Origin of the sequence: Phytohabitans rumicis (genome assembly GCF_011764445.1) — a bacterium.
GTDB classification, from domain to species: Bacteria; Actinomycetota; Actinomycetes; order Mycobacteriales; family Micromonosporaceae; genus Phytohabitans; species Phytohabitans rumicis.
Genome location: NZ_BLPG01000001.1, coordinates 8,589,360 through 8,611,403, shown reverse-complemented (window position 1 = coordinate 8,611,403; position 22,044 = coordinate 8,589,360). Strand labels below are relative to the sequence as shown.

Annotated in this window: 19 protein-coding genes and 2 pseudogenes; 6 read left to right on the top strand and 15 right to left on the bottom strand. The window is 71.8% G+C overall.

What is annotated here, in order from left to right; all coding sequences use genetic code 11:
• Positions 1-11: 11 nt before the first annotated feature.
• A complete protein-coding gene (locus Prum_RS39030; protein WP_173081849.1) occupies positions 12-416 on the bottom strand; it encodes an SsgA family sporulation/cell division regulator in 405 nt (134 codons plus the stop codon).
• A 127-nt stretch (positions 417-543) separates the two neighbouring features.
• On the opposite strand from Prum_RS39030, the gene Prum_RS39025 reads away from it, so the two are divergent.
• Both Prum_RS39025 and Prum_RS39020 read left to right on the top strand, forming a co-directional pair.
• Entirely contained in the window at positions 544-1,857 is a 1,314-nt protein-coding gene (locus Prum_RS39025) for a radical SAM protein (RefSeq protein ID WP_173081847.1), read from the top strand.
• A complete protein-coding gene (locus Prum_RS39020) occupies positions 1,854-2,486 on the top strand; it encodes a ThuA domain-containing protein (RefSeq protein WP_173081845.1) in 633 nt (210 codons plus the stop codon). Before Prum_RS39025 ends, Prum_RS39020 begins: the two co-directional genes overlap by 4 nt.
• Here the strand turns inward: Prum_RS39020 and Prum_RS39015 are convergent.
• Positions 2,483-3,292, bottom strand: a complete 810-nt coding sequence (locus Prum_RS39015) for an SAM-dependent methyltransferase (RefSeq protein WP_173081844.1) — start codon at positions 3,290-3,292, stop codon at positions 2,483-2,485. The genes Prum_RS39020 and Prum_RS39015 overlap by 4 nt on opposite strands.
• A gap of 35 nt (positions 3,293-3,327) precedes the next feature.
• Between Prum_RS39015 and Prum_RS39010 the strand changes: the two genes are divergently transcribed.
• Both Prum_RS39010 and Prum_RS39005 read left to right on the top strand, forming a co-directional pair.
• Positions 3,328-4,755, top strand: coding sequence for a M20/M25/M40 family metallo-hydrolase (locus Prum_RS39010; protein WP_246278396.1), 1,428 nt, complete (start codon positions 3,328-3,330; stop codon positions 4,753-4,755).
• A gap of 41 nt (positions 4,756-4,796) precedes the next feature.
• Complete coding sequence (locus Prum_RS39005; RefSeq protein ID WP_246278395.1) at positions 4,797-5,411, top strand: response regulator transcription factor; 615 nt, start codon at positions 4,797-4,799, stop codon at positions 5,409-5,411.
• A gap of 238 nt (positions 5,412-5,649) precedes the next feature.
• Here Prum_RS39005 and Prum_RS39000 read toward each other — a convergent pair whose 3' ends face one another.
• On the bottom strand, positions 5,650-6,780 hold the full coding sequence (locus Prum_RS39000; protein WP_173081842.1) for a M24 family metallopeptidase: 1,131 nt from the start codon (positions 6,778-6,780) through the stop codon (positions 5,650-5,652).
• 112 nt (positions 6,781-6,892) lie between these two features.
• Here Prum_RS39000 and Prum_RS38995 point away from each other — a divergent pair, with 112 nt between their 5' ends.
• Positions 6,893-10,186, top strand: a complete 3,294-nt coding sequence (locus tag Prum_RS38995; RefSeq protein ID WP_173081840.1) for a galactose-binding domain-containing protein — start codon at positions 6,893-6,895, stop codon at positions 10,184-10,186.
• Positions 10,187-10,369: 183 nt separating this feature from the next.
• Positions 10,370-11,332 (top strand): aldo/keto reductase, encoded by a 963-nt coding sequence (locus Prum_RS38990; RefSeq protein ID WP_173081838.1) that lies wholly within the window; start codon positions 10,370-10,372, stop codon positions 11,330-11,332.
• A gap of 133 nt (positions 11,333-11,465) precedes the next feature.
• On the opposite strand, the gene Prum_RS38985 is transcribed toward Prum_RS38990, so the two are convergent.
• From Prum_RS38985 to Prum_RS52710, 12 genes and pseudogenes are all read right to left on the bottom strand, one after another.
• The gene (locus Prum_RS38985) at positions 11,466-12,938 is read right to left on the bottom strand and encodes a YcaO-like family protein (RefSeq protein ID WP_173081836.1); all 1,473 of its coding nucleotides are present in this window, start codon (positions 12,936-12,938) and stop codon (positions 11,466-11,468) included.
• A complete protein-coding gene (locus Prum_RS38980) occupies positions 12,935-13,711 on the bottom strand; it encodes an ABC transporter permease (protein WP_173081834.1) in 777 nt (258 codons plus the stop codon). The genes Prum_RS38985 and Prum_RS38980 overlap by 4 nt, the downstream gene beginning before the upstream one ends.
• On the bottom strand, positions 13,695-14,648 hold the full coding sequence (locus Prum_RS38975; RefSeq protein ID WP_173081832.1) for an ABC transporter ATP-binding protein: 954 nt from the start codon (positions 14,646-14,648) through the stop codon (positions 13,695-13,697). The genes Prum_RS38980 and Prum_RS38975 overlap by 17 nt, the downstream gene beginning before the upstream one ends.
• Positions 14,645-15,862, bottom strand: a complete 1,218-nt coding sequence (locus Prum_RS38970) for an amidohydrolase family protein (protein ID WP_173081830.1) — start codon at positions 15,860-15,862, stop codon at positions 14,645-14,647. Before Prum_RS38970 ends, Prum_RS38975 begins: the two co-directional genes overlap by 4 nt.
• Positions 15,863-15,899: 37 nt before the next feature.
• On the bottom strand, positions 15,900-16,595 hold the full coding sequence (locus tag Prum_RS38965) for a CPBP family intramembrane glutamic endopeptidase (RefSeq protein WP_173081828.1): 696 nt from the start codon (positions 16,593-16,595) through the stop codon (positions 15,900-15,902).
• A 10-nt stretch (positions 16,596-16,605) separates the two neighbouring features.
• Positions 16,606-17,135: pseudogene (locus Prum_RS52715) on the bottom strand (SagB/ThcOx family dehydrogenase).
• 317 nt (positions 17,136-17,452) lie between these two features.
• Complete coding sequence (locus tag Prum_RS38955; RefSeq protein WP_173081826.1) at positions 17,453-18,229, bottom strand: nitroreductase family protein; 777 nt, start codon at positions 18,227-18,229, stop codon at positions 17,453-17,455.
• Between the two features lie 28 nt (positions 18,230-18,257).
• On the bottom strand, positions 18,258-19,331 hold the full coding sequence (locus Prum_RS38950; RefSeq protein ID WP_173081824.1) for a TOMM precursor leader peptide-binding protein: 1,074 nt from the start codon (positions 19,329-19,331) through the stop codon (positions 18,258-18,260).
• A 243-nt stretch (positions 19,332-19,574) separates the two neighbouring features.
• Entirely contained in the window at positions 19,575-19,700 is a 126-nt protein-coding gene (locus Prum_RS54140; protein ID WP_281369092.1) for a hypothetical protein, read from the bottom strand.
• A 308-nt stretch (positions 19,701-20,008) separates the two neighbouring features.
• Positions 20,009-20,887 carry a discoidin domain-containing protein gene (locus Prum_RS38945; RefSeq protein WP_173081822.1) on the bottom strand — a complete coding sequence of 293 codons (879 nt, stop codon included), beginning with the start codon at positions 20,885-20,887 and terminating at the stop codon, positions 20,009-20,011.
• A gap of 33 nt (positions 20,888-20,920) precedes the next feature.
• Positions 20,921-21,721, bottom strand: a complete 801-nt coding sequence (locus tag Prum_RS38940; RefSeq protein ID WP_246278394.1) for an FAD-dependent monooxygenase — start codon at positions 21,719-21,721, stop codon at positions 20,921-20,923.
• 143 nt (positions 21,722-21,864) lie between these two features.
• Positions 21,865-22,029, bottom strand: a pseudogene (locus tag Prum_RS52710) (NAD(P)-binding protein); the annotation flags it as partial.
• Positions 22,030-22,044 lie beyond the last annotated feature (15 nt).

Below are 22,044 nucleotides of genomic sequence, written 5' to 3'. Positions count from 1 at the left end.
CTTCCTTGCACCTAGGCGAGGAGGGAGCGCAGCTCAGCGTCGACGTCGATGTGGGCCTGCTCCGCGCCGCGCGGGACGATCGCCAGCATGTCGGCCGCGAAGCGGCACAGCGGCAGCCGCGGCAGGTCGATCTCCAGCACGTCCCGGCCGTTGCGCAGGGTCACGCTGACCACCCTCCCGCCGGGTTCGGTGCCGACCAGCACGTCGCCGACGCCCGCGGTGCCGGTCAGGCCCGCGATCAGCAGGTCGCGGGCGAAGACCCAGCACGATGCCGCCGTGTGGTCCGCGCTCACGATCAGGTGTACGGCGTACGGGTCCATCGCGGCATAACCCAGCCCGACGCTCACCACACCGTCCACCGACGGTGAGTACGCGTGGCCGCGCAGGAGTTGCCAAGTCGAGCGCTTCGTGGCCAACCGTTCCTCCTCCTTGAAGACCTAATGAGTACGAATCCCGGGGGCGAAAAGTTCGATGGAGCGTGATCGTGGGCACGCCGGCCGGATGCGGGCGGCCCTCCCGGCGCCGAGGTGGGAGGCTTAGGCCATGCGCACCGAGCTGATCGAAGACCTGATGAGCCGTTTCCCGCACATCCCGCGGGAGGCTGTGATCAAGGAAGACCTGCTCCGGGGCGGGATCGCCTTCGACGATTCGGTGCTCACGGACGGCGACGACGGGCAGGTCAAGCCGAAGTCGTACTTCATCTTCTCCTTCGACCACCGTACGCTGCCCGAGCTGGGCGCGGCGGCGCTGCGCCGCCCGCCGGAGGAGGTCGTGCTCACCGGTGGGCCGTACGACCTGCGCCGCACCGTCGTCTCGGTACGCGTCAACCCGGACTCGCCGTACACGGTCAAGGCGGACGAGGACGGCGTGGCCCGGCTCTTCCTGGACGGCCGGGCGATCGCCGACGTGGGGCTGCCGCCGATGCCCGACTACTACCGGCACACCCTCGCCAACGGCAAGTCCGTCATGGAGGTCGCGCCGACCATCCAGTGGGGCTACCTGATCTACCTGACCGTCTTCCGGGTCTGCCAGTACTTCGGCGCCAAGGAGGAGTGCCAGTACTGCGACATCAACCACAACTGGCGCCAGCACAAGGCGGCCGGACGGCCGTACACCGGGGTCAAGCCGGTCGCCGAGGTGCTCGAAGCGCTGGAGATCATCGACCGGTACGACACGGGGCGCACCTCCCACGCGTACACCTTGACCGGTGGCAGCGTGACGTCGAAGGTCGACGGGCTCGCGGAGGCCGACTTCTACGGGCGCTACGCCAAGGCGATCGAGGAGCGTTTCCCCGGCCGGTGGATCGGCAAGGTGGTGGCCCAGGCGCTGCCCAGGGCCGACGTGCAGCGGTTCCACGACTACGGGATCCGGATCTACCACCCCAACTACGAGGTGTGGGACAAGCGCCTGTTCGAGCTGCACTGCCCGGGCAAGGAGCGCTACGTGGGCCGGGCGGAGTGGCACCGGCGGATCCTGGAGTCGGCGGAGGTCTTCGGCCCGCGCAACGTCATCCCGAACTTCGTGGCCGGCATCGAGATGGCCGAGCCGTTCGGCTTCCGCACGGTCGACGAGGCGATCGAGTCGACGACAGAGGGGCTGCAGTACTTCATGTCGCGCGGCATCCTGCCGCGCTTCACCACCTGGTGCCCGGAGCCGACCACGCCGCTGGGCCGCACCAACCCGCAGGGCGCGCCGCTGGAGTACCACATCCGCCTGCTGGAGGCGTACCGCGCGACGATGGACGCCAACGGCCTTTCGACCCCGCCCGGGTACGGCCCGCCGGGCGCCGGCAACGCGGTGTTCTCGGTCAGTTCGTTCATGGACACCCTGCCGGCCGACGCCGTCGTCGCGGCATGATCCTCGTCTACTCGCGGACCACCGGGTTCCGGCACGACTCGATCCCGGCCGGGGTGGCCGCCCTGGCTTCCCTCGGCTTCGCGACGGAGGCCACCGAGGACCCGGAGGCGTTCACCCGGGCCAACCTGACCCGGTTCGACGCCGTCGTCTTCCTGAACACGAACGGCACCGTGCTCACCGACCCGGGCCGGGCCGCCTTCGAGGCGTACGTCCGGGCCGGCGGCGGCTTCCTCGGCGTGCACTCGGCCGCCGCCACCGAGTACGACTGGCCGTTCTACGGCGCGCTCGTCGGGGCGTACTTCGACCAGCACCCGCCCGTGCAGCCCGGCGCCGTCACGGTGTCCGATAACGATCACACGGCGACGGCCCACCTGCCGGCCACCTGGTCCCGCGTCGACGAGTGGTACGACTTCCGCACCCGCCCCGACGCCCGGGTGCTGCTGCGGGCGGACGAGTCGTCGTACGAGGGTGGCCGGATGGGCGCCGACCACCCGCTGGCCTGGTGCCACGAGCGTGCCGGCGGGCGGGCGTTCTACACCGCGCTGGGGCACACGATCGAGGCGTACCAGGAGCCGGCCTTCCGCGCCCACCTCGCGGGCGCACTGGCCTGGGTGACGAGCACGGACTAGGGCTTGCGCCCGACGGCGGCGTACGTGTGGATCGGGCCGGTGGGCCAGTCCGTTTCCGGCCGCCAGTCCGTGGTGAGCACCAACCCCGGCTCGAGCAGTGCGAAGCCGTCGAAGTACGCCAGCGCCTCGGCCCGGGACCGCAGCGTCATCGTGTCCGCGCCCCGCCCGTACGCCTTGTCGTACTCCTGTTTGAACGGCTCCATCTCGCTCTCCGGCCGCCCCTCGAAGGTGGCCACGGACAGCACCAGGTAGCCGCCCGGCGCGATCGCGTCCCGGTACCGCCGCACCGCGTCCAGCGGCCGGGTGCCGGGCAGGTGGTGCAGCACGCCGACCAGCAGCACCGCCACCGGCTCGGCGAAGTCGATCAGCCCGCGCACGGTCGGGTCGGCGAGCACCCGGTCGGCGTCCAGCAGGTCGGCCCGGATCACGTCGGCCTGCGGGTCGACGGCGAGGATCGAGGCGCTGTGCGCGGCCGCGATGGGGTCGATGTCGACGTACACCACCCGGGCGTCGGCCGCGTGCTTCTGCGCGATCTCGTGCACGTTGCCCACCGTCGGCACGCCCGACCCCAGGTCGAGAAACTGCCGCACGCCCGCCTCGGCCAGGAACCGCACCGCCCGGCGCAGGAACGCCCGGTTGGCCCGCATGGTGTCGCCCAGGTTCGGCTTGATCGCGGACAGCCGCGCCGCCATCTCCCGATCGACCGCGAAGTTGTGGCTGCCGCCGAGGAAGTAGTCGTACACCCGTGCGGGGCTGGGCGAGTCGAGGTCGAGCTTGCGGTACCAGGACTCGTCACCGTCGGGCACGCGGACAGCCTAGCTCACGCCTAGGATATCCAGACATGGACACTTCTCGACGGGCGTTCATGGTGTCCGCCTCCGCCGCAGCGGCGGTCCCGCTGATCGCCGGAGCGACACCCGCCAGCGCCTCAGGGACACCCCCTGGGCCTGGCCGCCCCAGCAAACCCCAACGGCCGAGCCGCGCCCTGCGGGCGCTGCTCGACGACATCGACCGGAGCCGGATCGAGGCCGCGGTACGCCGCCTGGCCGACTTCGGCACCCGGCACACGCTGTCCAGCCAGGACGATCCGGTCCGCGGCATCGGCGCCGCGCGGGACTGGATCTTCGACCAGTTCACCGGGTACGCGGCCGCGTCGGGTGGCCGCATGACGGTGGAGAAACAGTCGTACGTCCAGCAGCCGGGGCCGCGCATCCCCGTCCCGACGGTGATCACCAACGTGGTGGCCACCCTGCGCGGCACCACCGCACCCGAGCGGGTCTACGTGATCTCCGGTCACTACGACTCGCGCGTCACCGACGTGCTCAACGCGACCGCCGACGCGCCCGGCGCCAACGACGACGCGTCCGGCGTGGCCGTCGTGCTGGAGCTGGCCCGCGTGCTGGCCGGCCGCCCGACCGAGGCGACGATCGTGTTCACCGCGGTCGCCGGCGAGGAGCAGGGGCTGTTCGGCTCGGCGTTCCAGGCGCAGCGGTACAAGGCGGCCGGCGCCGACGTGCAGGGCATGTTCAGCAACGACATCGTCGGCAGCAGCACGGCCGACGACGGCACCCGCGACCCGCGTACCGTCCGGCTGTTCGCCGAAGGCGTGCCCACGTCGGAGACACCGGCGCAGGCCACGGTCCGCCAGTCCGTCGGGGGTGAGAACGACTCGCCCTCGCGCCAGCTGGCCCGCTTCGTGCAGGACGTCGCCGAGAACGACGCGACCGGCATGGACGTGCGGGTCATCTACCGCCGCGACCGCTATCTGCGCGGCAGCGACCACATCTCGTACCTGCAGCAGGGCTACCCGGCGGCCCGGTTCACCGAGCCGAACGAGGACTTCCGCCACCAGCACCAGGACGTCCGCGTCGAGGGCGGCGTGCAGTACGGCGACCTGCCGGAGTTCTGCGACTTCGGGTTCATCGCGCGGGTGGCGAAGGTCAACGCGGCGACCCTGTGGTCGCTCGCCCAGGCCCCCGGTACCCCAAGAACGCCAACATCCTCACGGCCGCGCTCACCAACGACACGACGCTGCGCTGGCAGCGCGGCACCGAGCCCGACCTGGCCGGATATGAGGTGGTGTGGCGGGAAACCACCGCTCCCGAGTGGACCCACGTCATCCCGGTCGGCGACGTCACCACGGTCACCATCGACCTGTCGAAGGACAACGTCTTCTTCGGCGTACGCGCCGTGGACCGCGACGGGCTGCGCAGTCCCGTCGCCTTCCCGACTCCCGCATCTAGCTAGTCGCGGCCCCGCTGGCCGCTAATCTGTACTCGCTTCATCGCTGTCAGTTACCGGGAGCGGCGGGTGATTCGAGTCCTGCTCGGCCAGCGGGGCCGGCTACTGCGCGAGGCGCTCGCCGCCGTGATGTCCGCGGAAGACGACCTGGACGTCGTCGCCGAGCTCGCGCACGCGGACGACGTGCTGCCCGCGGCCCGGCGCGACCGCCCACACGTGGCCGTCCTCGACGTCGCGCTCCCCGGCACCCTCGCCGTCACCGAGCTGTGCCCCGCGCTGTGCGACGCCCTGCCCGCGTGCGGCGTGCTGATCCTGCTCGACCGCCACTCCGGCGCCGGCATCGGCCGCGCCCTCGCCCGGCTGGCCCCGCGGGTCGGCCTGCTCGGCGCCGAGACGTCCCCGTTCGACCTCATCGAGAGCGTCCGGCAACTGGCCCGCGGCGAGCCGGTCCTGGACGCCGAGGTCGCGGTGGCCGCTTTGACCGCCGGGGAGAACCCGCTCACCGACCGGGAGTGCGAGGTGCTCCGCATGGCCATCGACGGCGCGCCCGCCAAGGAGATCGCGCAGCGCCTGTACCTGAGCGCCGGCACCGTCCGCAACTACCTCTCCCGCATCCTGGCCAAGACGGGCGCCAGAACCCGCATAGAGGCAATCCGCATAGCCCAAGAATCCGGCTGGATCTAACCCCTTGCCCTCTGCCCCGCGCTCCAAGCGATGATCATGGGCTCTGCAACACGAAAACGGCCCGATGACGCCGCACAGCCCATGATCGACGCGCAAGGGCGCCCGGCGCCTTCCTCGTGCGCCGATCAAGGGATTTCTCGCCGATCAAGGGCATACGGCCGTGGATTGGAGATCAAACCACGGCCGTTTGCCCTTGATCGACGGGGAATTGGCGGACGATCGACGAGCTCGGGCGGGGCTAGAGCGCGACCAACTCGGTGGGGAGGGTGTTGAGGCGGTCTACGCCGGCCTCGGTGCAGACGACGATGTCTTCGATGCGGGCGCCGTGCCGGCCGGCCAGGTAGATGCCCGGCTCCACCGAGAACGCCATCCCGGGCTCCAGCACCCGCTCGTCCCCCGCCACGATGTACGGCTCCTCGTGCCCGTCCAGCCCGATCCCGTGCCCCGTACGGTGCAGGAACGCCTCGCCGTACCCCGCATCGTCGATCAAGGAACGGGCGGCGGCGTCGACGGCGCCCGCGGTGACGCCCGGCCGCACCGCCGCGACGGCGGCCCGCTGCGCGGCGTACAGCACCTCGTAGTAGGCCACGAAGTCGGGCGGCGGCGCGCCGACCGCGTAGGTGCGGGTGGAGTCCGAGCAGTAGCCGGACGGCATGGTGCCGCCGATGTCGACGACCACCGGGTCACCGACCGCGATCACCCGGTCCGACGTGCCGTGGTGCGGGCTGGCGCCGTTCGGGCCGGACGCGACGATCACGAAGTCCACGGTGGCGTGCCCCGCGTCCCGGATCGCCCCGGCGATGTCCGCGCCCACCTGCGCCTCGGTGCGCCCGGGCCGCAGCCACTCGCCCATCCGCTCGTGCACCGCGTCGATCGCCGCGCCGGCCTCGCGCAGCGCCGCCACCTCCGCCGGCGTCTTGCGCATCCGCAGCGGCGCGAGCACCTCGCCGGCCAGGCGCTGCCGCGCCCCCGGCAGCGCGTCGCGCAGCGCGAGGGCGTGCATCGCCCACATCCGGTCCGACAGCCCGACCGCACCTACCGGTCCACTCTTGTTTCCTGCTCCGCTGCCGCGACCGCTGAGCGCCTTCACCACCAAGGGGTACGGGTCGGAGCCGTCGACGTGGTCCACGATCTGCACCCCCGTGCCCCGCGCCGGGGACGTCTCCGCCGCCGGACGCTCCAACCGTGGAACGATCAGCGTCGATTGACCGGATGCCGGGACAACCAGGCAGGTCAATCGCTCCAGCACGTGCGCGTCGTACCCGGTCAGATAGCGCAGATCGGAGCCGGGCGTGATGAGCAGGGCGTCGAGGCCGGCGGCGGCGATGGCGTGTTGGGCGCCGGCGAGGCGTTCCGGTGGGTAGAGCACGGGCCGAGCGTAATGTACGCTCCCCTGTACGCATGACGTGAGCGCGACCGGGCGGCGTCGCTCAGTACCGGCCTATGGCCGTTCCCACCCGGTCACCTCAAGGAGTTTCGCGATGCGAAAAACTCTGTCTATCCCCTTGGCCGCCCTCCTCGCGGTCGGGATCGTGGCGACGCCGGCGAGCGCCGCGCAGACCATCGGCTTCCCCACGTTCTCGGGGCCCGCCATCCCGCAGCCGCCCGTCGCCTACAACACCGGTAACACGATGCAAGCGATCTACGACGCGGAGAGCGGCGGCACCGACTTCTGGGTCGACCGCCTGCTGTCCCGGTCGGGCAGTGACCCGTCCGACGCCGACGGCGGCATCCTGATGACCCGCGGACGCGGCGCGTTCATGAAGCTGCACACCCCCGGGACCATCGGCTTCGCCGGGCGGGTCGCCTACTTCGAGAGCATCAGCGACCAGAGCGCCTACACGGTCGCGATCACCCCCGGCACGTTCACCGAGCAGGTGGCCCAGCGCTGGCAGGCGCCCAGCCACTTCAAGAGCGTGCACACGTCCGGCTCGATCCGGGTCAACCAGACCAAGTTCATCACCGACAACAACGTGCTGGTTACCAACCTGTCGATCACCAACACCGGCACCGCCTCGTCGACGCTGCAACTGCGGGCCACCTCGCCGTACGCGACGACCGCCAGCGGCACCGAGCTGACCGGCTCGCGGGCCTCGTTCAACAGCCTGACCACCCTCTTGCCGCGACTGGGCGGGGACAGCGGGTTCGCCGTCAGCAGCGGCGGCCTCAACCGGTCCGTCACCGTCGCCGCCGGGCAGACCGTCGAGGCCAAGGTCGTGATGGGCTTCGCCGTCAACGAGATCCCGGAGTCGCTGTCCGAGTACAACACCTACCGCGGCTTCACCAACGCCACCGCGTTCGGCACCCACGTGCGGGCGTACAACAAGTGGTGGGCGGACAACGTCCCCTACATCGACGTGCCCGAGGCGGCCATCAAGAAGAACATCTTCTACCGCTGGTGGCTGATGCGCTTCAACAACTTCGACGGCGACATCCCGGGTCAGACCTACCAGTTCCCCACCTCGACCGAGGGCGTGCTGGGGTACAACAACGCGATCGTGCTGACCCAGCCGATGCACATCGACGACCTGAAGTACCTGCGCAACCCGATGTACGCCTACGGCAACTGGCTCAACGTCGGGACGGTGTCCCGCAACGGGCGGTACATGGACAACCCCGGTGACCCGGCGAACTGGAACAACTCCTACACCCAGTACATCTCCGAGGCCGGCTGGCGGGCGTACCAGATCCACGGTGGGCAGACGGCGATGCTCGCCAACTTCGCCCGGTACGCCGAGCAGGACGTCAAGGGCCAGCTGTCGTTCTACGACCACGACAACGACGGCGTCATCGAGTACGACTGGGGCGCGCTGACCGGCAACGATGCCGACGCGGTGTCGTTCCACTGGCGCTCGGGCTGGCTGGACCGCGCGGAGGGCGCGTACGTCTACAGCAACGCGCTCGCCGGGCAGCAGGCGTACGCGATGCTGGGCAACACGGCCAAGGCGAACGAGATGCAGACGCTCGCCAACCGGGTCCGCGACGGCATCATCAACCAGCTGTGGAACCCTTCGCGCCAGCTCCTCGAACACCGGCACGTGTCCACCAACGAGTTCGTGCCGTGGAAAGAGATCAACAACTACTACCCGTACTCGGTGGGCCTGATGCCCAACACCGACCAGTACCGGCAGGCCCTGCGCCTGTACGACAACCCGGCCGAGTACCCGATCTTCCCGTTCTTCACCGCGAACCAGGTGGATAAGGCGGCGGCCGCCGCGGCGGGCCAGCCGGGCAGCAACAACTTCTCCACCATCAACTCGACGGTGCAGTTCCGGCTGTACTCCTCGGTGCTGCGCAACTACCCCAACTCGTGGATGACCGCCGAGAACTACAAGCAACTGCTGTACTGGAACACCTGGGCGCAGTACGTCGGCGGCAACACGGCCTGGCCGGACGCCAACGAGTTCTGGGCCGACTGGAACGGCGGCTCCCGGACCATCCAGTACCGGTCCTGGATCCACCACAACATCCTCGGCAGCAGCAACTGGACCGTCATCGAGGACGTGGCCGGGCTCCGGCCGCGCAACGACAACCAGGTCGAGCTGTCCCCCATCAACATCAACTGGACGCACTTCGCGGTGAACAACCTGCGCTACCGCAACAGCGACCTGTCGATCGTGTGGGACGACCCGGCCGACGGCATCACCCGGTACGCGGGCGTGCCGCAGGGCTACTCGGTGTACGTCAACGGCACCCGGGCGTTCACCGTGGACCGGCTGACCCGGGTGATCTACAACCCGACGACCGGCGCGGTGTCGCTGCCCAACGGCGGCACGACGTCGTTCAACACCGCGATGCCGAACATGCAGGCCCCGCAGAACGTCAACCAGAGCAGCGCCCGCGTCGTCGACATGTTCGCCAAGGCCGGCGTGGACCTGACCTCGACCCTGCCCAACCTGGCGCAGGGCGCGACCTCCTCCGCGTCGTTCACGGCCTCCGGCACGACGACCGCGGCGGCGATCGACGGCTTCACCATCAACGACCCGATCTGGGGCGCCAACGGCTCCGCCAACGCGACCGACTGGTACGAGATCAACTTCGGCCAGTCGCGGGCGGTGGACGAACTGCGGATCCACTTCCGGGACAGCCGGCCGCAGAACGCCACCTACCGGGCGCCGTCCTCGTACAACGTGCAGTATCTGAACGGCAGCACGTGGACGAACGTCGCGGCGCAGGTCAAGACGCCGGCCGCGCCGCGAGCGAACTACAACAACGTGCGGTTCACGCCGGTCAACACACAGCGGATCCGGATCCAGATGACGCACGCGTCCGGTTCCAAGGCCGGCCTGACCGAGGTGAAGGCGTACAACCGGGGCGGCACCATCCCCGACCCGAACCCGCCGACCGGCAACCTCGCGCCGTCGGCGACGCCGACCGCGTCGTACACGTCGGCCTGGGAATCGGTCGCCGCGCTGAACGACAACATCGACCCGCCGTCGTCCAACGACACGGTCAACCCGCGCTGGGGCACCTGGCCCAACGAGGGTGAGCAGTGGGCGCAGCTGACCTGGCCGTCGGCCGTCTCGCTGAACCGGGCCGAGGTGTACTTCTTCGACGACAACCAGGGCATCGACCTGCCCGCGTCGTGGAAGCTCCAGTACTGGAACGGCAGCGCGTTCGTCGACGTGGCGGGCGCGAGCGGCTACCCGATCGTGGCCAACCAGTACAACAACGTCACCTTCACCACCGTCAGCACCACCCAACTCCGGGTGGTCCTGCAAAGCGCCGCCGACTCCGTCGGCCTGCTAGAGATCAAGGCATACGCGCCAGCGTGATTGTGATCCGGGCGTCCCTCAAGCCGCTGACGCGCCTTGAGGGACGCCCGGAAAGCCCGCCGATCAAGGGCATATGGTCGTGCTTTGATCTCCGATCCACGACCGTTCGCCCTTGATCGACGCGGAAGTCCTTGATCGCCGCGGGCCGCCGCGCGGTCCGCGCGCGCCGCATAGGGTGGAGTCATGGAGTACGTGCGTCTCGGCTCGACCGGCCTGAAGGTCTCCCGCATCTGCCTGGGCATGATGAGCTACGGCTCCTCGCAGTGGCGGGACTGGGTGCTGGACTACGAGCCCGCCGAGCCGATCGTGCGCCGCGCCGTGGAGCTGGGCGTGACGTTCTTCGACACCGCCGACATGTACTCGGTCGGCGCCAGCGAGGAGGTGACCGGCAAGCTGCTGGGTGCACTCTTCAACCGGCGCGACGACTACGTGCTCGCGACCAAGGTCTTCAACCCGATGGGGGACGGGCCCAACGATCGGGGCCTGTCGCGCAAGCACATCCTGGCCGGCATCGACGACTCGCTGCGCCGCCTCGGCACCGACTACGTCGACCTCTACCAGATCCACCGGTGGGACTACGACACGCCGATCGAGGAGACCATGGTGGCCCTGCACGACGTCGTACGGGCGGGCAAGGCCCGGTACATCGGCGCGTCGAGCATGTGGGCCTGGCAGTTCGCCAAGGCGCAGGAGGTGGCGCGGGCGAACGGGTGGACCCCGTTCGTGTCCATGCAGAACCACTACAACCTGGTCTACCGCGAGGAGGAGCGGGAGATGCTGCCGCTCTGCCTCGATGAGGGCGTCGGCGTCATCCCGTGGAGCCCGCTGGCCCGGGGCCTGCTGGCCCGCGCCGGCGCCACCACCCGGGCCGCCACCGACGACTACGCCCGGCTGCTCTACCAGGAGTCGGACGCGACCGTGGTGGAGGCGGTGGGCCGGGTGGCGGGGGCCAAGGGCGTGCCCAGCGCCCAGCTGGCGCTCGCCTGGCTGCTGCGCCAGCCGGCCGTGACCGCCCCGATCGTGGGGGCCACCAAGCTGCGCCACATCGAGGACGCGGTCGCTGCGGTCGACGTACGCCTGACCGACGAGGAGGCCGCCGCGGTGGAGTCCCCGTACCTCCCGCACGCCGTCAGCGGACACGAGTGACGGCACTGCTCGTCGATCAAGGACTTTCGCGCCGATCAAGGGCGAACGGTCGTGGATCGGAGATCAAAGCACGACCATATGCCCTTGATCGACGGGGAAAGGTCCGCGCGCAACGCGCGGCGCGCGCGGCGGGTCACGGGTACGGCAGGGGGGCGCGGACCAGGTCGGTGAAGGGGACCGGGGCTGGGCGGTGGCCGGACTCGTGGGCGGTGTGGGCGTAGCGGGGGTGGCCGAGGCCGGGCGCCGACTGGGGGTACGGCGGGGACAGCTCGGGGATCATCACCTTCACCAGCGCGGTGTGCCGGAACTGCGGCGGCGACAGGTCGAAGACGATCGGGTCCCAGCCGCGCGCCGCCAGTACGCCCATGAGCCGGTCCCAGCGCGCGTCCAGGGAGCGGTCGTCCATGGTGGGCAGCGACGAGAGTGGCACCTCCCGCCCGCCGTTCAGGTACGCGTCGAGCTTGGCCTCGTTGCCGGCGTACCCGTAGTAGGGGATCGCCTGGATGTAGTTGACGAACTGCTCCGACGTGGCGTCCTCGGCGATGTCGAAGAGCCGGGCGAACGCGTGGCTGAACTCCCACTGCGGGGCCAGCAGGCTCAGCTTCATGCTGCGTTCGGCCTGGGCGAACTCGGTCAGCGCGGACAGCAGCGCCGTGTCGATGTCGGGCGCGACCGCGCAGCCGGCGGCGTACCGGTACCGGGTGAACCACGGGGTGAACGCCTTGGCGGTGATCACCGGGAACTCTTCCAGGTCCAGGTTGTGGTAGTAGAACCCCACCTGGTCGGGCGACCGGTCCAGGTGGCCGAGCAGCCGGCGCAGCCGCCGGTCCCGGGCCGGCCGGTCCAGCACGATCCGGTCCAGCGGGATGCCGCAGTACCAGCGCAGGTTGATCCCGTCCCGCTCGAACAGCTCGACGATCCCGTGGTAGAGCGCCTCGGTCCGGTTGATGTGGCTGGCCAGGCCGCCGCTCGGGGCCAGCCCGATGAGCGGCTCCTCGGGGCCGCGGACGTACAGCAGCAGGGCCAGCTGGGCGGGCACGTACACGGTCGCGCCGGAGCGCAGCCGGGTGCCGGCGATCCAGCCGAGCGGGCTGTCCTCGGTCCACGGCTGGTAGATCGGGCTGGTGGCGAGCTGCTCGGGCGCGAAGATGGGCATCTGCTCCGGGTGCACGCAGGTCAGCCCGCGCGCGGTCAGGTCCCGGTACGTGCCGTGCACCACCTGGTCGGTCAGGTCCAGGAACGCCAGCGCGCCGAGCACCCGTTCGACCGACTCACCCACCGACGAGGCGAGCATGCCGAACAGGTCGTACCCCTTGCCGCCGCCGTAGATCTGGCTGCCGATGCCGGTCTCCACTCCGGACAGTCCGAGCAGCCGGCGCAGCACGTGGTCGAGATCGAGGTACTGGCCGTGTCCCACGTACATCGGCAGCCCCGGACCCGGGCGGAAGTAGGTGGTGAACGTGCGCAGCAGGCCGTACGGCGAGTAGAGCGCCATGACCTCGCGCAGCGCGGCGCGCTCGCCGTCGGACAGGCGCGGCCGCAGCAACGGGTCGCGGTGGTTGAGCCAGTCGCCGCGCAGCCGGCTCCGATTCTCCAAGGACGTCATCGCACTACCTCCCAGCGAAACTTGCGGTGCGCGGCGACGGCCGCCGCCAGCGCGAGCAGGGTCAGGACGGCCAGCGGCAGCAGCTCGCTGGTCAGGCTCCGGCCGAGGTACGCCCGGGTCAGCACCTCGAGTACGGGGGTGAGCGGGTTCCACACCGTCGCGTACTGCAGCCAGGTGGGGAACTCGTCTCGGTCGAACACCGCGCCCGAGCTGAACATCAGGAAGAAGAACGCCGCCGTGCCGGCCATCTGGGTGGTGCGCACGCTGTTGCTCAGCCCGCCCAGGGTCAGCCCCAGCAGAAACATCGGCGCCAGGCTGAGCACCACCACGCAGAGGAAGACCGGCACCGAGCCGCCGAACCGTATCCCGTACAGGATGGCCTGGGTGATGAAGAGGCTGCCGACGGAGATCAGGAACATGATGGCGCCGATGACCACCTGGGAGAACAGGTAGCACCAGAACGGCAGCGGCGTGAGCCGGTACCGCACCAGGATCCCCGCCACCCGGGCCTCGGTGATGTTGAACGCGACGCCGAGCAGCCCGAGGTTGCACGCCACGATCGCGATCACCGACGGCAGGTACTCGTCGATGTAGCGGTGCCCGTCGGTGACCTGGTCGCCGTAGACGACGCCGACGAACAGCAGCAGCGCCTGCGGGAAGAGCATGGTGAAGAACACCGCCGCCGGCTCGCGCAGGAACAGCAGGGTCTCGTAGCGGCACAGGGCCCACAGCCCTCGGGCGAGGCCCGGCCGCGCTTCAGCGGTGTGCGTCATAGATCGCTCCGGTCGACATGAGGTAGAAGTCCTCCATCCGGGCCGGCCCGACGGTCAGCCGGTCGAGCACGTCCTTGGCGACCGCCGGCGGCAGGTCGCCGAGGCCGTCGCGGGCCTCCTCCAGCAGCCGCATGACGGTGCGGGAGTAGGCGGCGTCGCCGTAGCCGTACACGGTGCCGTCGACGACCTGCAGGCCGCTGTGACCGGGCACCCGCTCCAGCCACGCGGCGAGGCCGTCGTGCCGGGGCGCGCGCAGCCGCGACCCGAGCCCGGCCGTGCGCAGCAGGTCCGCGGGCCGGCCGACCGCGGCGACGCGGCCGCCGTCCAGCAGGTGCAGGCGGTCCGAGTACTCCTCCGCCTCGGCCATGTCGTGCGTGGTGAACAGGATCGCGGCGCCGGCGTCCGCGCTGGACCGCAGCAGCCGCCACAGCGCCAGCCGGGCGTGCGGGTCCAGCCCGACGGTCGGCTCGTCCAGCAGCAGCAGCGGCGGCCGGCCGATGAGCGCGACCGCGAGCAGGACGCGGCGCTTCTGCCCGCCGGACAGCTTGCCGAACGGCCGGTGCCGCTCGCTTTCCAGCCCCATCCGGGCGAGGGTCTCGCCGACGTCGCGGGGCCGGGCGTGCACCGCGGCGAACAGCTCCAGCGCCTCGCCCACCCGCAACCGGGCGGGCAGGCTGGAGTCCTGCAGCTGCGCCCCGAACAGCGCGTGGTAGACCCGCGGCCCCTCGGCCGGGCGGTGACCGAGGATGTCCAGGTCGCCGCCGTCCGGCCGGCGCAGCCCTTCGACGCACTCGACGAGGGTGCTCTTGCCGGCGCCGTTCGGGCCGACGACGCCGATCACCTCGCCCGCCGCGGCGGTCAGCGACACGCCGCGCAGCACGGGCCTTCCCCGGTACGCCTTCGTCAGCTCCCGCACGGTCAGGACGGTTTCCTTCACGGGACCACCTCCAGGGTCGCGGTAGCGGGCGCGACGGCGAGCGCGGCTCCCGCGAGCGCCGCGGTCAGGGCGGGCGCGGTGAACGGGTCGGCGGGCAGCGCCAGCACCCCGGCCGACCACGGCGGGATGCCGAGCCAGCGCGCGTTGCCGGTGGTGGCCGCGGCGAGCACGGCGGCACGGTCCAGCCCGGCGGCCTCCCAGATGGCCAGCTCGGCGTGCAGGGCGTACCCGGGCACCAGCGAAACGCCCGGCGCGTCGCTGCCGGCCACCAGCGGTACGCCGACGGCGGCCAGGTCGACAAGGCACCGGCACAGCGCCGCCCAGCCCTGCTCGAACTCCTGCCGCGCCTGCCCGCGCAGCTGCTCGTAGCCCAGGTACCGGCGGGCGTACTTGCGGCCGAACGCGAGCCCCGGGCCGCGCATCTGGTGCAGGTGCTTGTGGTACGGCGCGACCGCTTCGAGGCGGTCGAGCAGCGGCTCGGCGACCGCCTCCTCCAGGACCGCGGCGCGGCGCCAGGCCAGCAGCAGCGGGGTGACCGCGGTCGCCGTACCGGCCACTGTGGACATCAGGTCGGGGACGAAGTGGGCCTGGGCCGGGTCGGCCCAGGCGCGCACGATGTCGGCGGGCGAGCGCCGGCCCACCGCCGTGGCGGCCGGAACCGCTGGGGAGAGGCACAGCGGCAGGTGCTCGACGCTCGCCACGCCCAGCCGCACGGCGGTCACCGCGTCCGTCCGACCTGGACGGTGTGCCACGCGGAGCCCGTGTGCGGCCGCCTCCTCGACCGCGGCCGCCACCCACCGCGGCCGCAGCGCCGAGTAGGTCTTGACCCAGGTGAGGCCCTCGGCGGCCGCCCGGCGCACCGCGTCCCGCACGCCGGCCTCATCCACCACGAGCCGGCAGTGCTCGACCCGGCCGGGCGGCTCGTCCAGCACCGGGCCGGCGGCGCGGACGATCGGCGCGTCCGGCAGCAGCGGCAGGTTAGCCGCCATCTCGGCGTGGTTGCCCAGGTCGCGGACCGCGCCGACGCCAGCCTCCCGCAGCAGCGCCAGGAACGCCCGGTGCGGCGCGAACGGCGTGTCCGCGTTGGGGTACGCGCGGTACCCGGTGACGTGGCAGTGGCCGTCCACCAGCGCGGGCGCCAGGAACGCGTACTCGCGGCGGTCGCGGTCCACCGGTGGCGGGCCGTCGCCGACCTCGACCACCCGGCCGTCCATTGTGTGCACCCAACCGGGTCGGCCGCTGCCTGACCCGTCAAACAGTCGCGGGGTCGTGAGTAACACGGGCCACCTCCTGCCGCCACATCCGCCGGGCGACCAGCCCTTGGAAGGTCAGGTGGGCCACGATCGCCGCCCACACCGCGCCGAACAGCACCGCCAGCAGCCCCCAGGCCAGCCCGGAGAACGCCTTGGCGATGACGTGGCGGCGGCCGAACGGCGCGTGGTTGAGTCCGAACAGGACCGCCTGCACGGCGAGCGCGGCACCCAGCCACAGCTCGGTGCGCAGCCCGCGGATCAGGAAGCCGCGCCACAGGATCTCCTCCAGCACGGCGGTGAGCACGCTGAGCACGAGGAAGCCGTACCGGACGGACAGCCAGGAGCGGGCCGCGCGCACGGCCGGCGCGGCCTGGGTCGCCGGGCGGTGCACGCGGCTCATGAACCACAGCTCGCCGGCGTACGCGCCCACACCTCCGGCCAGGCCCGCCACGAGGGCCAGCCCGGCGCCCACGATGGACGGTGCGCGCAGGCCCAGCTCGGTCGCCGACCAGCCGGCGTGGGCGCACGCGGCGACGGTGACGGCGACCAGCACCGCGCCGTACGCCACCGGGCCGAGGCGGTCGACGCGCAGCGCCGGCCGGTCCGCAAATCGCGCGGCCAGCGGCTCGCACACCAGCCACAGCAGCATCCCGGTGCCCGGCAGCAGCAGCACGACGTAGAGGACGCGCTCCATCGCCCCTCCCCTACGATCCCGGCGGCGGGCCGCAGGCGAACAGCAGCGACACGAACCGCTCCCGCCCGTCCAGCCGCGCGAACTCGCACGTGGCCTCGTCGTCGAACGCGGCCACCGCGCAGGTGGTCAGGTTGAGCGCGGTGCCGACCAGGTAGAGGTTCTGGGTCAGCACGCCGACGTCGACGTGCACGAAGCGGTAGCCGCGGGTGCCGTACTTCCACTCCACCCGGCTCATGTCGCACACCATCAGAAACACCGCGTGCGCGCTGAACAGCCAGCTCGCGTACGGGCCACCTCGGTCAGCTTGCCGCGCATGTTGCCGCGGTCCAACTGGGCCATGGCGTGGTCGGCCGGGTCGTACAGGTACAGCCCTTGCGGCAGCCCGGATACGTCGTTGGCGACCATCAGCAGGTCCACCGGCGCGAGCCCGCCCTCCGAGGGCGCCCGCCGGAACGGGTACGTGCGCGTGTTGTACGCCGGCTGGTAGCCCCGCAGGCCGGCCGCGTGGTGCAGCAGCGTGCTCAGCGTGGCACAGGACATTGGGGACGGTCCGAAGTGGTGCCGCGAACGGCGTTCCTCGATGGTCTCGTCGAGCGGGGCGCCGAGCTTCTCGTCCGGCGCCGGCAGCGGAAAGCTCGGCAGCCCGGACACGTCCGGCAGGGGCATCGGCGGGCGCAGGTAGAGCAGCTCCGCGTGGGTGGCGCCGTCGAAGAGCGCACCGGACCGCATCGGCGCGTGCACCAGGTCGCGTACCCGCAACGGCGGCTGATCCGGCGCCACCCGCACCGTACCCAGCAATGTGGACAGTGCCGGAAGGTCGGCCGGGCGCAGCCCGTTGAGGTCGACCTCGTCGCTGGTCATGGCTTCTCCCCTCGGCGCAGCACGAGCAGCGCGAGCAGCGAGTGCTCCACGCCGTCGTGACCCAGCAAGGCGTCCAGCTCGTCGTCGTAGAAGTCGAACACCGGCCGGGGATCCAGGCCGCGCTCGGCGGCGAGGGCGCCGAGGAGGTTCACCAGGACGCCGGTCTCCATGAGGGTCCGCCGGTAGCCGCGCGGGCCGTTGAAGAGCATCATCCGCCAGGGCACGCCGGTGACGAGCAGGACCGGGTCGTCGCCGGCGAGCAGCCGGGCGGCCGGCTCGGGCACGGCCCGGCGCAGCGCGTCCCGGTCCGCCGAGCTGAGCCGCCGCTCAAGCCACACCTCGCCGGCGCCGGGCAGCTGCCGGTATACGCCGCCCGGCAGCAGCACGCTCAGATCCACCGCGTACAGCAGCCGGGCCGGCGGGCCGTCCTGCCCGAACGGCGCGAGGACCGACGCGACCGGGGCGGGCAGCGCGGCGTGCGGGACGCGCGCTTGCGCCGCGGCCGGCGCCATGTCCTCCTCGTGTACGCGGCCGCAGGTCTCGAGGTACCAGTTGCGCACCGCGGCGATCTCGGCGTCGGTGAACCGCCGGTCCGCCTGGTGCCGGGTCAGCTTCGTGTTGACGTGGAAGAGCTCGGCGACGTCGTCGCCGGCCGACAGCCGCTCGGTGAACGCGGACGCCTTGCGGTCGGCGAGGGCGGTGACGTTCGGGGACGGGACGAGGGTCTGCTCCAGGAGCCGCCGGGTCACGTCGTCGAGGGTGGGCGCGGTCATCGCATTCCTTTCACAGCAGGCGCCGCCTTCACAGGAAGGGGTGGCGCAGATCCGGTCGCAGCTCGGCGCACGCGGGGCAGCGGGGCAGCCGCAGCACCCGCTCGGTGATGACTTCCAGCCGTTCGAAGTCGATGCGCACCGCGCGGCCGACCAGGAAACTGGTGCCGTCCACCAGGAACGGCAGCGCGGCCGACACCGCCCAGGAGGCGGCGATGCCCGCGAACGGCGGCAGCAGCTGCGGCCCGTCGCCGGCCGGCCGGCGGCCCAGCTCCTCCTTGTAGAGCAGGTACTCGGTGCGCAGCGCGCGGGACGACTCGTGCTGGATCTCGAACTCGTTGTAGCAGGCCGAACGCCCCGGCACGACGAGCGGGCCGACGACCAGCTCGCTGCCGTCCGCGTACACCGGCAGCCACGGCTTCTCGGCCGCGACGGCCAGCTCGTTGACCCGGTGCAGCAGGCCCGGCGCGAACGCCTCCAGCGCCACCACCGTCAGGTCGGCCTCGTCGATCAGATCGGCGAGCGCCTCGGTGTCCTCAATGGACTGCGGCCGGGTAGTGACGTTGTCGAACCCGGCCGCCACGGTCGCCCGCTCGAACGCCTCGGCGATCGGCCGGCCGACCTCCCCCGCCGTGCCGATGGTGCCGCGCAGGAACGCCTGGTCCGCGGCGCCGACCGGGCGGTCGTCCAGGCCCACCACGGCGCCGGCGCCGAGCGCGGCCAGCTGCCGGGCGACCTGCCCGCCGATCCCGCCGAGGCCGGCCACGCCGACCGTGGCGGCGGCCAGCCCGGTCGGCGCCGCGCCGGTGAGCATCTGCAGGTACATGGCCGACAGCGCGGAGTCCTCGGCGACCAGCACACCGTCGTCGATGAGCTTGTCCAGGACCTCGGTGGCGCCGGCCGGGTCGGCCAGCTCGGCCGCCGTCTCGGCCCGGCTCCGCGGGCGGTCGAACGCCGCCAGCACCGGACCGAGTACCCGCCGGCGCCCCTCGTCGCGGAGCATCCGGGAGTACGCCGACCGGGCGCCGTGCCGGTAGAGCACCTCGTCGTCGGTGCACCGCACGACGGTGACGTACGGGTTGAGCACGAACCGCTGTTCGGCCATGGTCTTTCTCCGTCCGTGAGAGATTAGGGCGTATCTGGTGGATCTTGTGGGTGCGAGGCGAGGTCCAGGCGGCGTCCGGTGGTGCCGGGCGGAAGGTCGCATACCGGTGTTGTATGCGGCCTTTCGATCGGTGCCGCTGGTCGTCGTCTGGGCCCGCCGCAGCCCCACAAAGGTCCGCCGGACACGCCCTGGACCCGTTGCCGCGCCCGGGCGCGGCAACGGGCTTTACAACGCCGACCGTCCTCAGTAGACGTCGAGCGGCAGGTCGATGATCGCGGTGCAGTTACAGTTGCAGCACCAGCCACCCGGTGCCACGGTCGCGTCGGCCGAGAAGTACTTCTCCTCGATGCGGTCGATCGTCTTCAGCATGTTGTCCACCTCCTTCCGGACCGGGATCCACCGCGAGGTAGCGACCACCATGGATCCGCGGCAACCCGGTGGTCCCTGCTCCGGTGGTCACGCCAGACGCTATTGGCGGCCCCACCCACCCCACAGAGCACTCGTGGTACCCACGCAGCCACTAACCGTGATCGCGATACCCAGCCCGCCGCCCGCCCTTTGCCCGTCGATCAAGGGCATATGGCCGTGCTTTGATCTCCGAACCACGACCGTATGCCCTTGATCGACGCGGGATCCCTTGATCGACCGCGCGGACCGGCGCTACCGCGCCAAGGGACTCAGTGGACCTCGAACTCGAAGAGCGAGTAGCCGTAGCTGCCCGAACGGCGGGTGCAGTTCACCCGGACGTACCGGGCCGCGACCGGGCCGGCGTCGATGCTGACGGTGCCGCCCGCGCCGCCGCTCGTGGCGTACACAGTGGACCAGGTCCGGCGGTCGGTCGACACCTCCACGCGGTACTGCGTCGCGTAGGCGTGCTCCCACAGCAGGCGTACCCCGGTCACCGTCCACACCTCGCCGAGGTCCACGGCGATCCACTGCCCGTCGGTGAACGCACTGCTCCACCGGGTGTCCGGCTTCCCGTCGACCGCGGCGGCGGGCGGCCATGGCTCGCCCTCGCTGCCGGAGGCGGTGGCCGGGCGGTGCAGCGCCAGGTTGGCCCGGGACGGGTTGGGCCGCCCCACCAGCCGGGTCGGGCGCGCCGTCGTCGGTGACACGCTGGGAGCGCCGGGCGTCGACGTACCCGTGGGCGGGCTCTGGATCGTGCCTGTCGCGGCCGGAAGGGTGGTCGGCGGGCCGCTGGGCGCCGGGGTCTGCGGTGTGGGGCCGGTGGCTTCCGGCGCGAGGCCGACCGGCGCGGACGTGTCCTGCGTGGGACCGGACGCGCTGGCGTCGCCCGTGGTCCGGATGGCCGCGATGCCCGCCGCCGCGCCTAGCGCGAACGCGCACGCGATCGCGGCACCGAGCCACCACCGCCGCCGGCGGGTGGCGGGGACGGCGGCCGGCTCCGGCTCGGGCGCCGGCGCATCGTCGACGGGCGCGGTGCCGCCGGACAGGGTGCGCGCGCCGGCGGGGAACATCGCCCGCAGCGACGCGGCCCGCTGGCTGGCGAAGGCCACGGCCGGCTCGGAATCGGGCGGCTCAGCGCTGTCCGTCACGTCGGGCAGGCTACACGGCACGCGGCGGGCGGCCTACGGGGGAGATCGCAAAGGGCCGTAGGTCTCGCGGTAGGTGCGCGGGCCCACGAACGGCAGGATCGTGTCCCTGATCCACGCGGGCATGCTGGCCGTCTTGGACAGGCGGTCGGTCATCGCCTGCACATGGTCCACCCGCGGCCGGCGGCGGCGCTCGTACTCGGGGCCGACCCGGCTCCAGTCGTCGTGCGTGGCGAGCAGTTCGGCGAGGACGAGGGCGTCTTCGACGGCCAGCGCGGCGCCTTGGGCCCACACCGGGGCGGTCGCGTGCGCGGCGTCGCCGATGAGGACCAGGCGGCCGTTGGTCCAGCGGTCGACGCGTACCTCCTCGACGGGCGAGTGGTACAAAGAGGACTGTTCGGTGAGGACGGCGTCGACGACCTGGGGCACCGGATCCGGAAAGCGGGCGAACGTCGTCCGCAACCACTCCGGATCCGCGCTGACCGTGCCGCCGCGGAGCGCGGAGGCGTACCCGTAGACCTCCTTGGCGTCCACCGGGATCAGCAGGAACGCGCCCGCGGCGCTCGACCAGACCGTCCAGCAGTCGACGCCGGGATTGGGCGCCATGAACCGCCAGCTCGCCGTGGACAGCAGCGACGTACGCAGCTCGGCCTCGCCGACCACGGCCGGGCGGACCGCGGAGCGTACCCCGTCGGCGCCCACCGCGAACGCGTAGCTCTCGCCCTCGACCTCGACCCCGGCGGGGGTCTGCCGGATCGACGCCACCGGGGTGTCCCACCGCACGGTGTCCGCGGGCAGCCCGCGCCCGAGCAGGTCGAGCAGGTCCCGGCGGCGCACACACCGGGACCGGGAGTCCTCCCCCAGAATTCGTCCTCGTCCACGGCGAACAGGACCCGCCCGCGGGCGTTGCGGTACTCCCGCCGCCGCACCGGCGCGCCCAACCGGGCCAGATCGTCCGCCAGACCGAGCGCGCCCAGCGCCCGGACGGCGTTGCCGGGGAGGTTGAGCGCCAGGCCCGCGTCCGGCGGCCCGGCCAGCCGGTCGACGACGGTGGCCACCAGATCGCGCTGGCGCAGGGCTTGCGCAACGGCCAGGCCGGCTATCCCGCCCCCGATGACAAGGATTCGACCATCCACGATGCCCATCATGCCCGTGACCCC

Bases quoted from the DNA above. Each gene is read 5' to 3' on its own strand.
- Prum_RS39025 (WP_173081847.1), top strand. From the start codon at position 544: ATGCGCACCGAGCTGATCGAAGACCTGATGAGCCGTTTCCCGCACATC.
- Prum_RS39020 (WP_173081845.1), top strand. From the start codon at position 1,854: ATGATCCTCGTCTACTCGCGGACCACCGGGTTCCGGCACGACTCGATC.
- Prum_RS39010 (WP_246278396.1), top strand. From the start codon at position 3,328: ATGGACACTTCTCGACGGGCGTTCATGGTGTCCGCCTCCGCCGCAGCG.
- Prum_RS38995 (WP_173081840.1), top strand. From the start codon at position 6,893: ATGCGAAAAACTCTGTCTATCCCCTTGGCCGCCCTCCTCGCGGTCGGG.
- Prum_RS38990 (WP_173081838.1), top strand. From the start codon at position 10,370: ATGGAGTACGTGCGTCTCGGCTCGACCGGCCTGAAGGTCTCCCGCATC.
- Prum_RS38985 (WP_173081836.1), bottom strand. From the start codon at position 12,938: ATGACGTCCTTGGAGAATCGGAGCCGGCTGCGCGGCGACTGGCTCAAC.
- Prum_RS38980 (WP_173081834.1), bottom strand. From the start codon at position 13,711: ATGACGCACACCGCTGAAGCGCGGCCGGGCCTCGCCCGAGGGCTGTGG.
- Prum_RS38970 (WP_173081830.1), bottom strand. From the start codon at position 15,862: ATGGACGGCCGGGTGGTCGAGGTCGGCGACGGCCCGCCACCGGTGGAC.
- Prum_RS38965 (WP_173081828.1), bottom strand. From the start codon at position 16,595: ATGGAGCGCGTCCTCTACGTCGTGCTGCTGCTGCCGGGCACCGGGATG.
- Prum_RS38955 (WP_173081826.1), bottom strand. From the start codon at position 18,229: ATGACCGCGCCCACCCTCGACGACGTGACCCGGCGGCTCCTGGAGCAG.
- Prum_RS38950 (WP_173081824.1), bottom strand. From the start codon at position 19,331: ATGGCCGAACAGCGGTTCGTGCTCAACCCGTACGTCACCGTCGTGCGG.
- Prum_RS54140 (WP_281369092.1), bottom strand. From the start codon at position 19,700: ATGCTGAAGACGATCGACCGCATCGAGGAGAAGTACTTCTCGGCCGAC.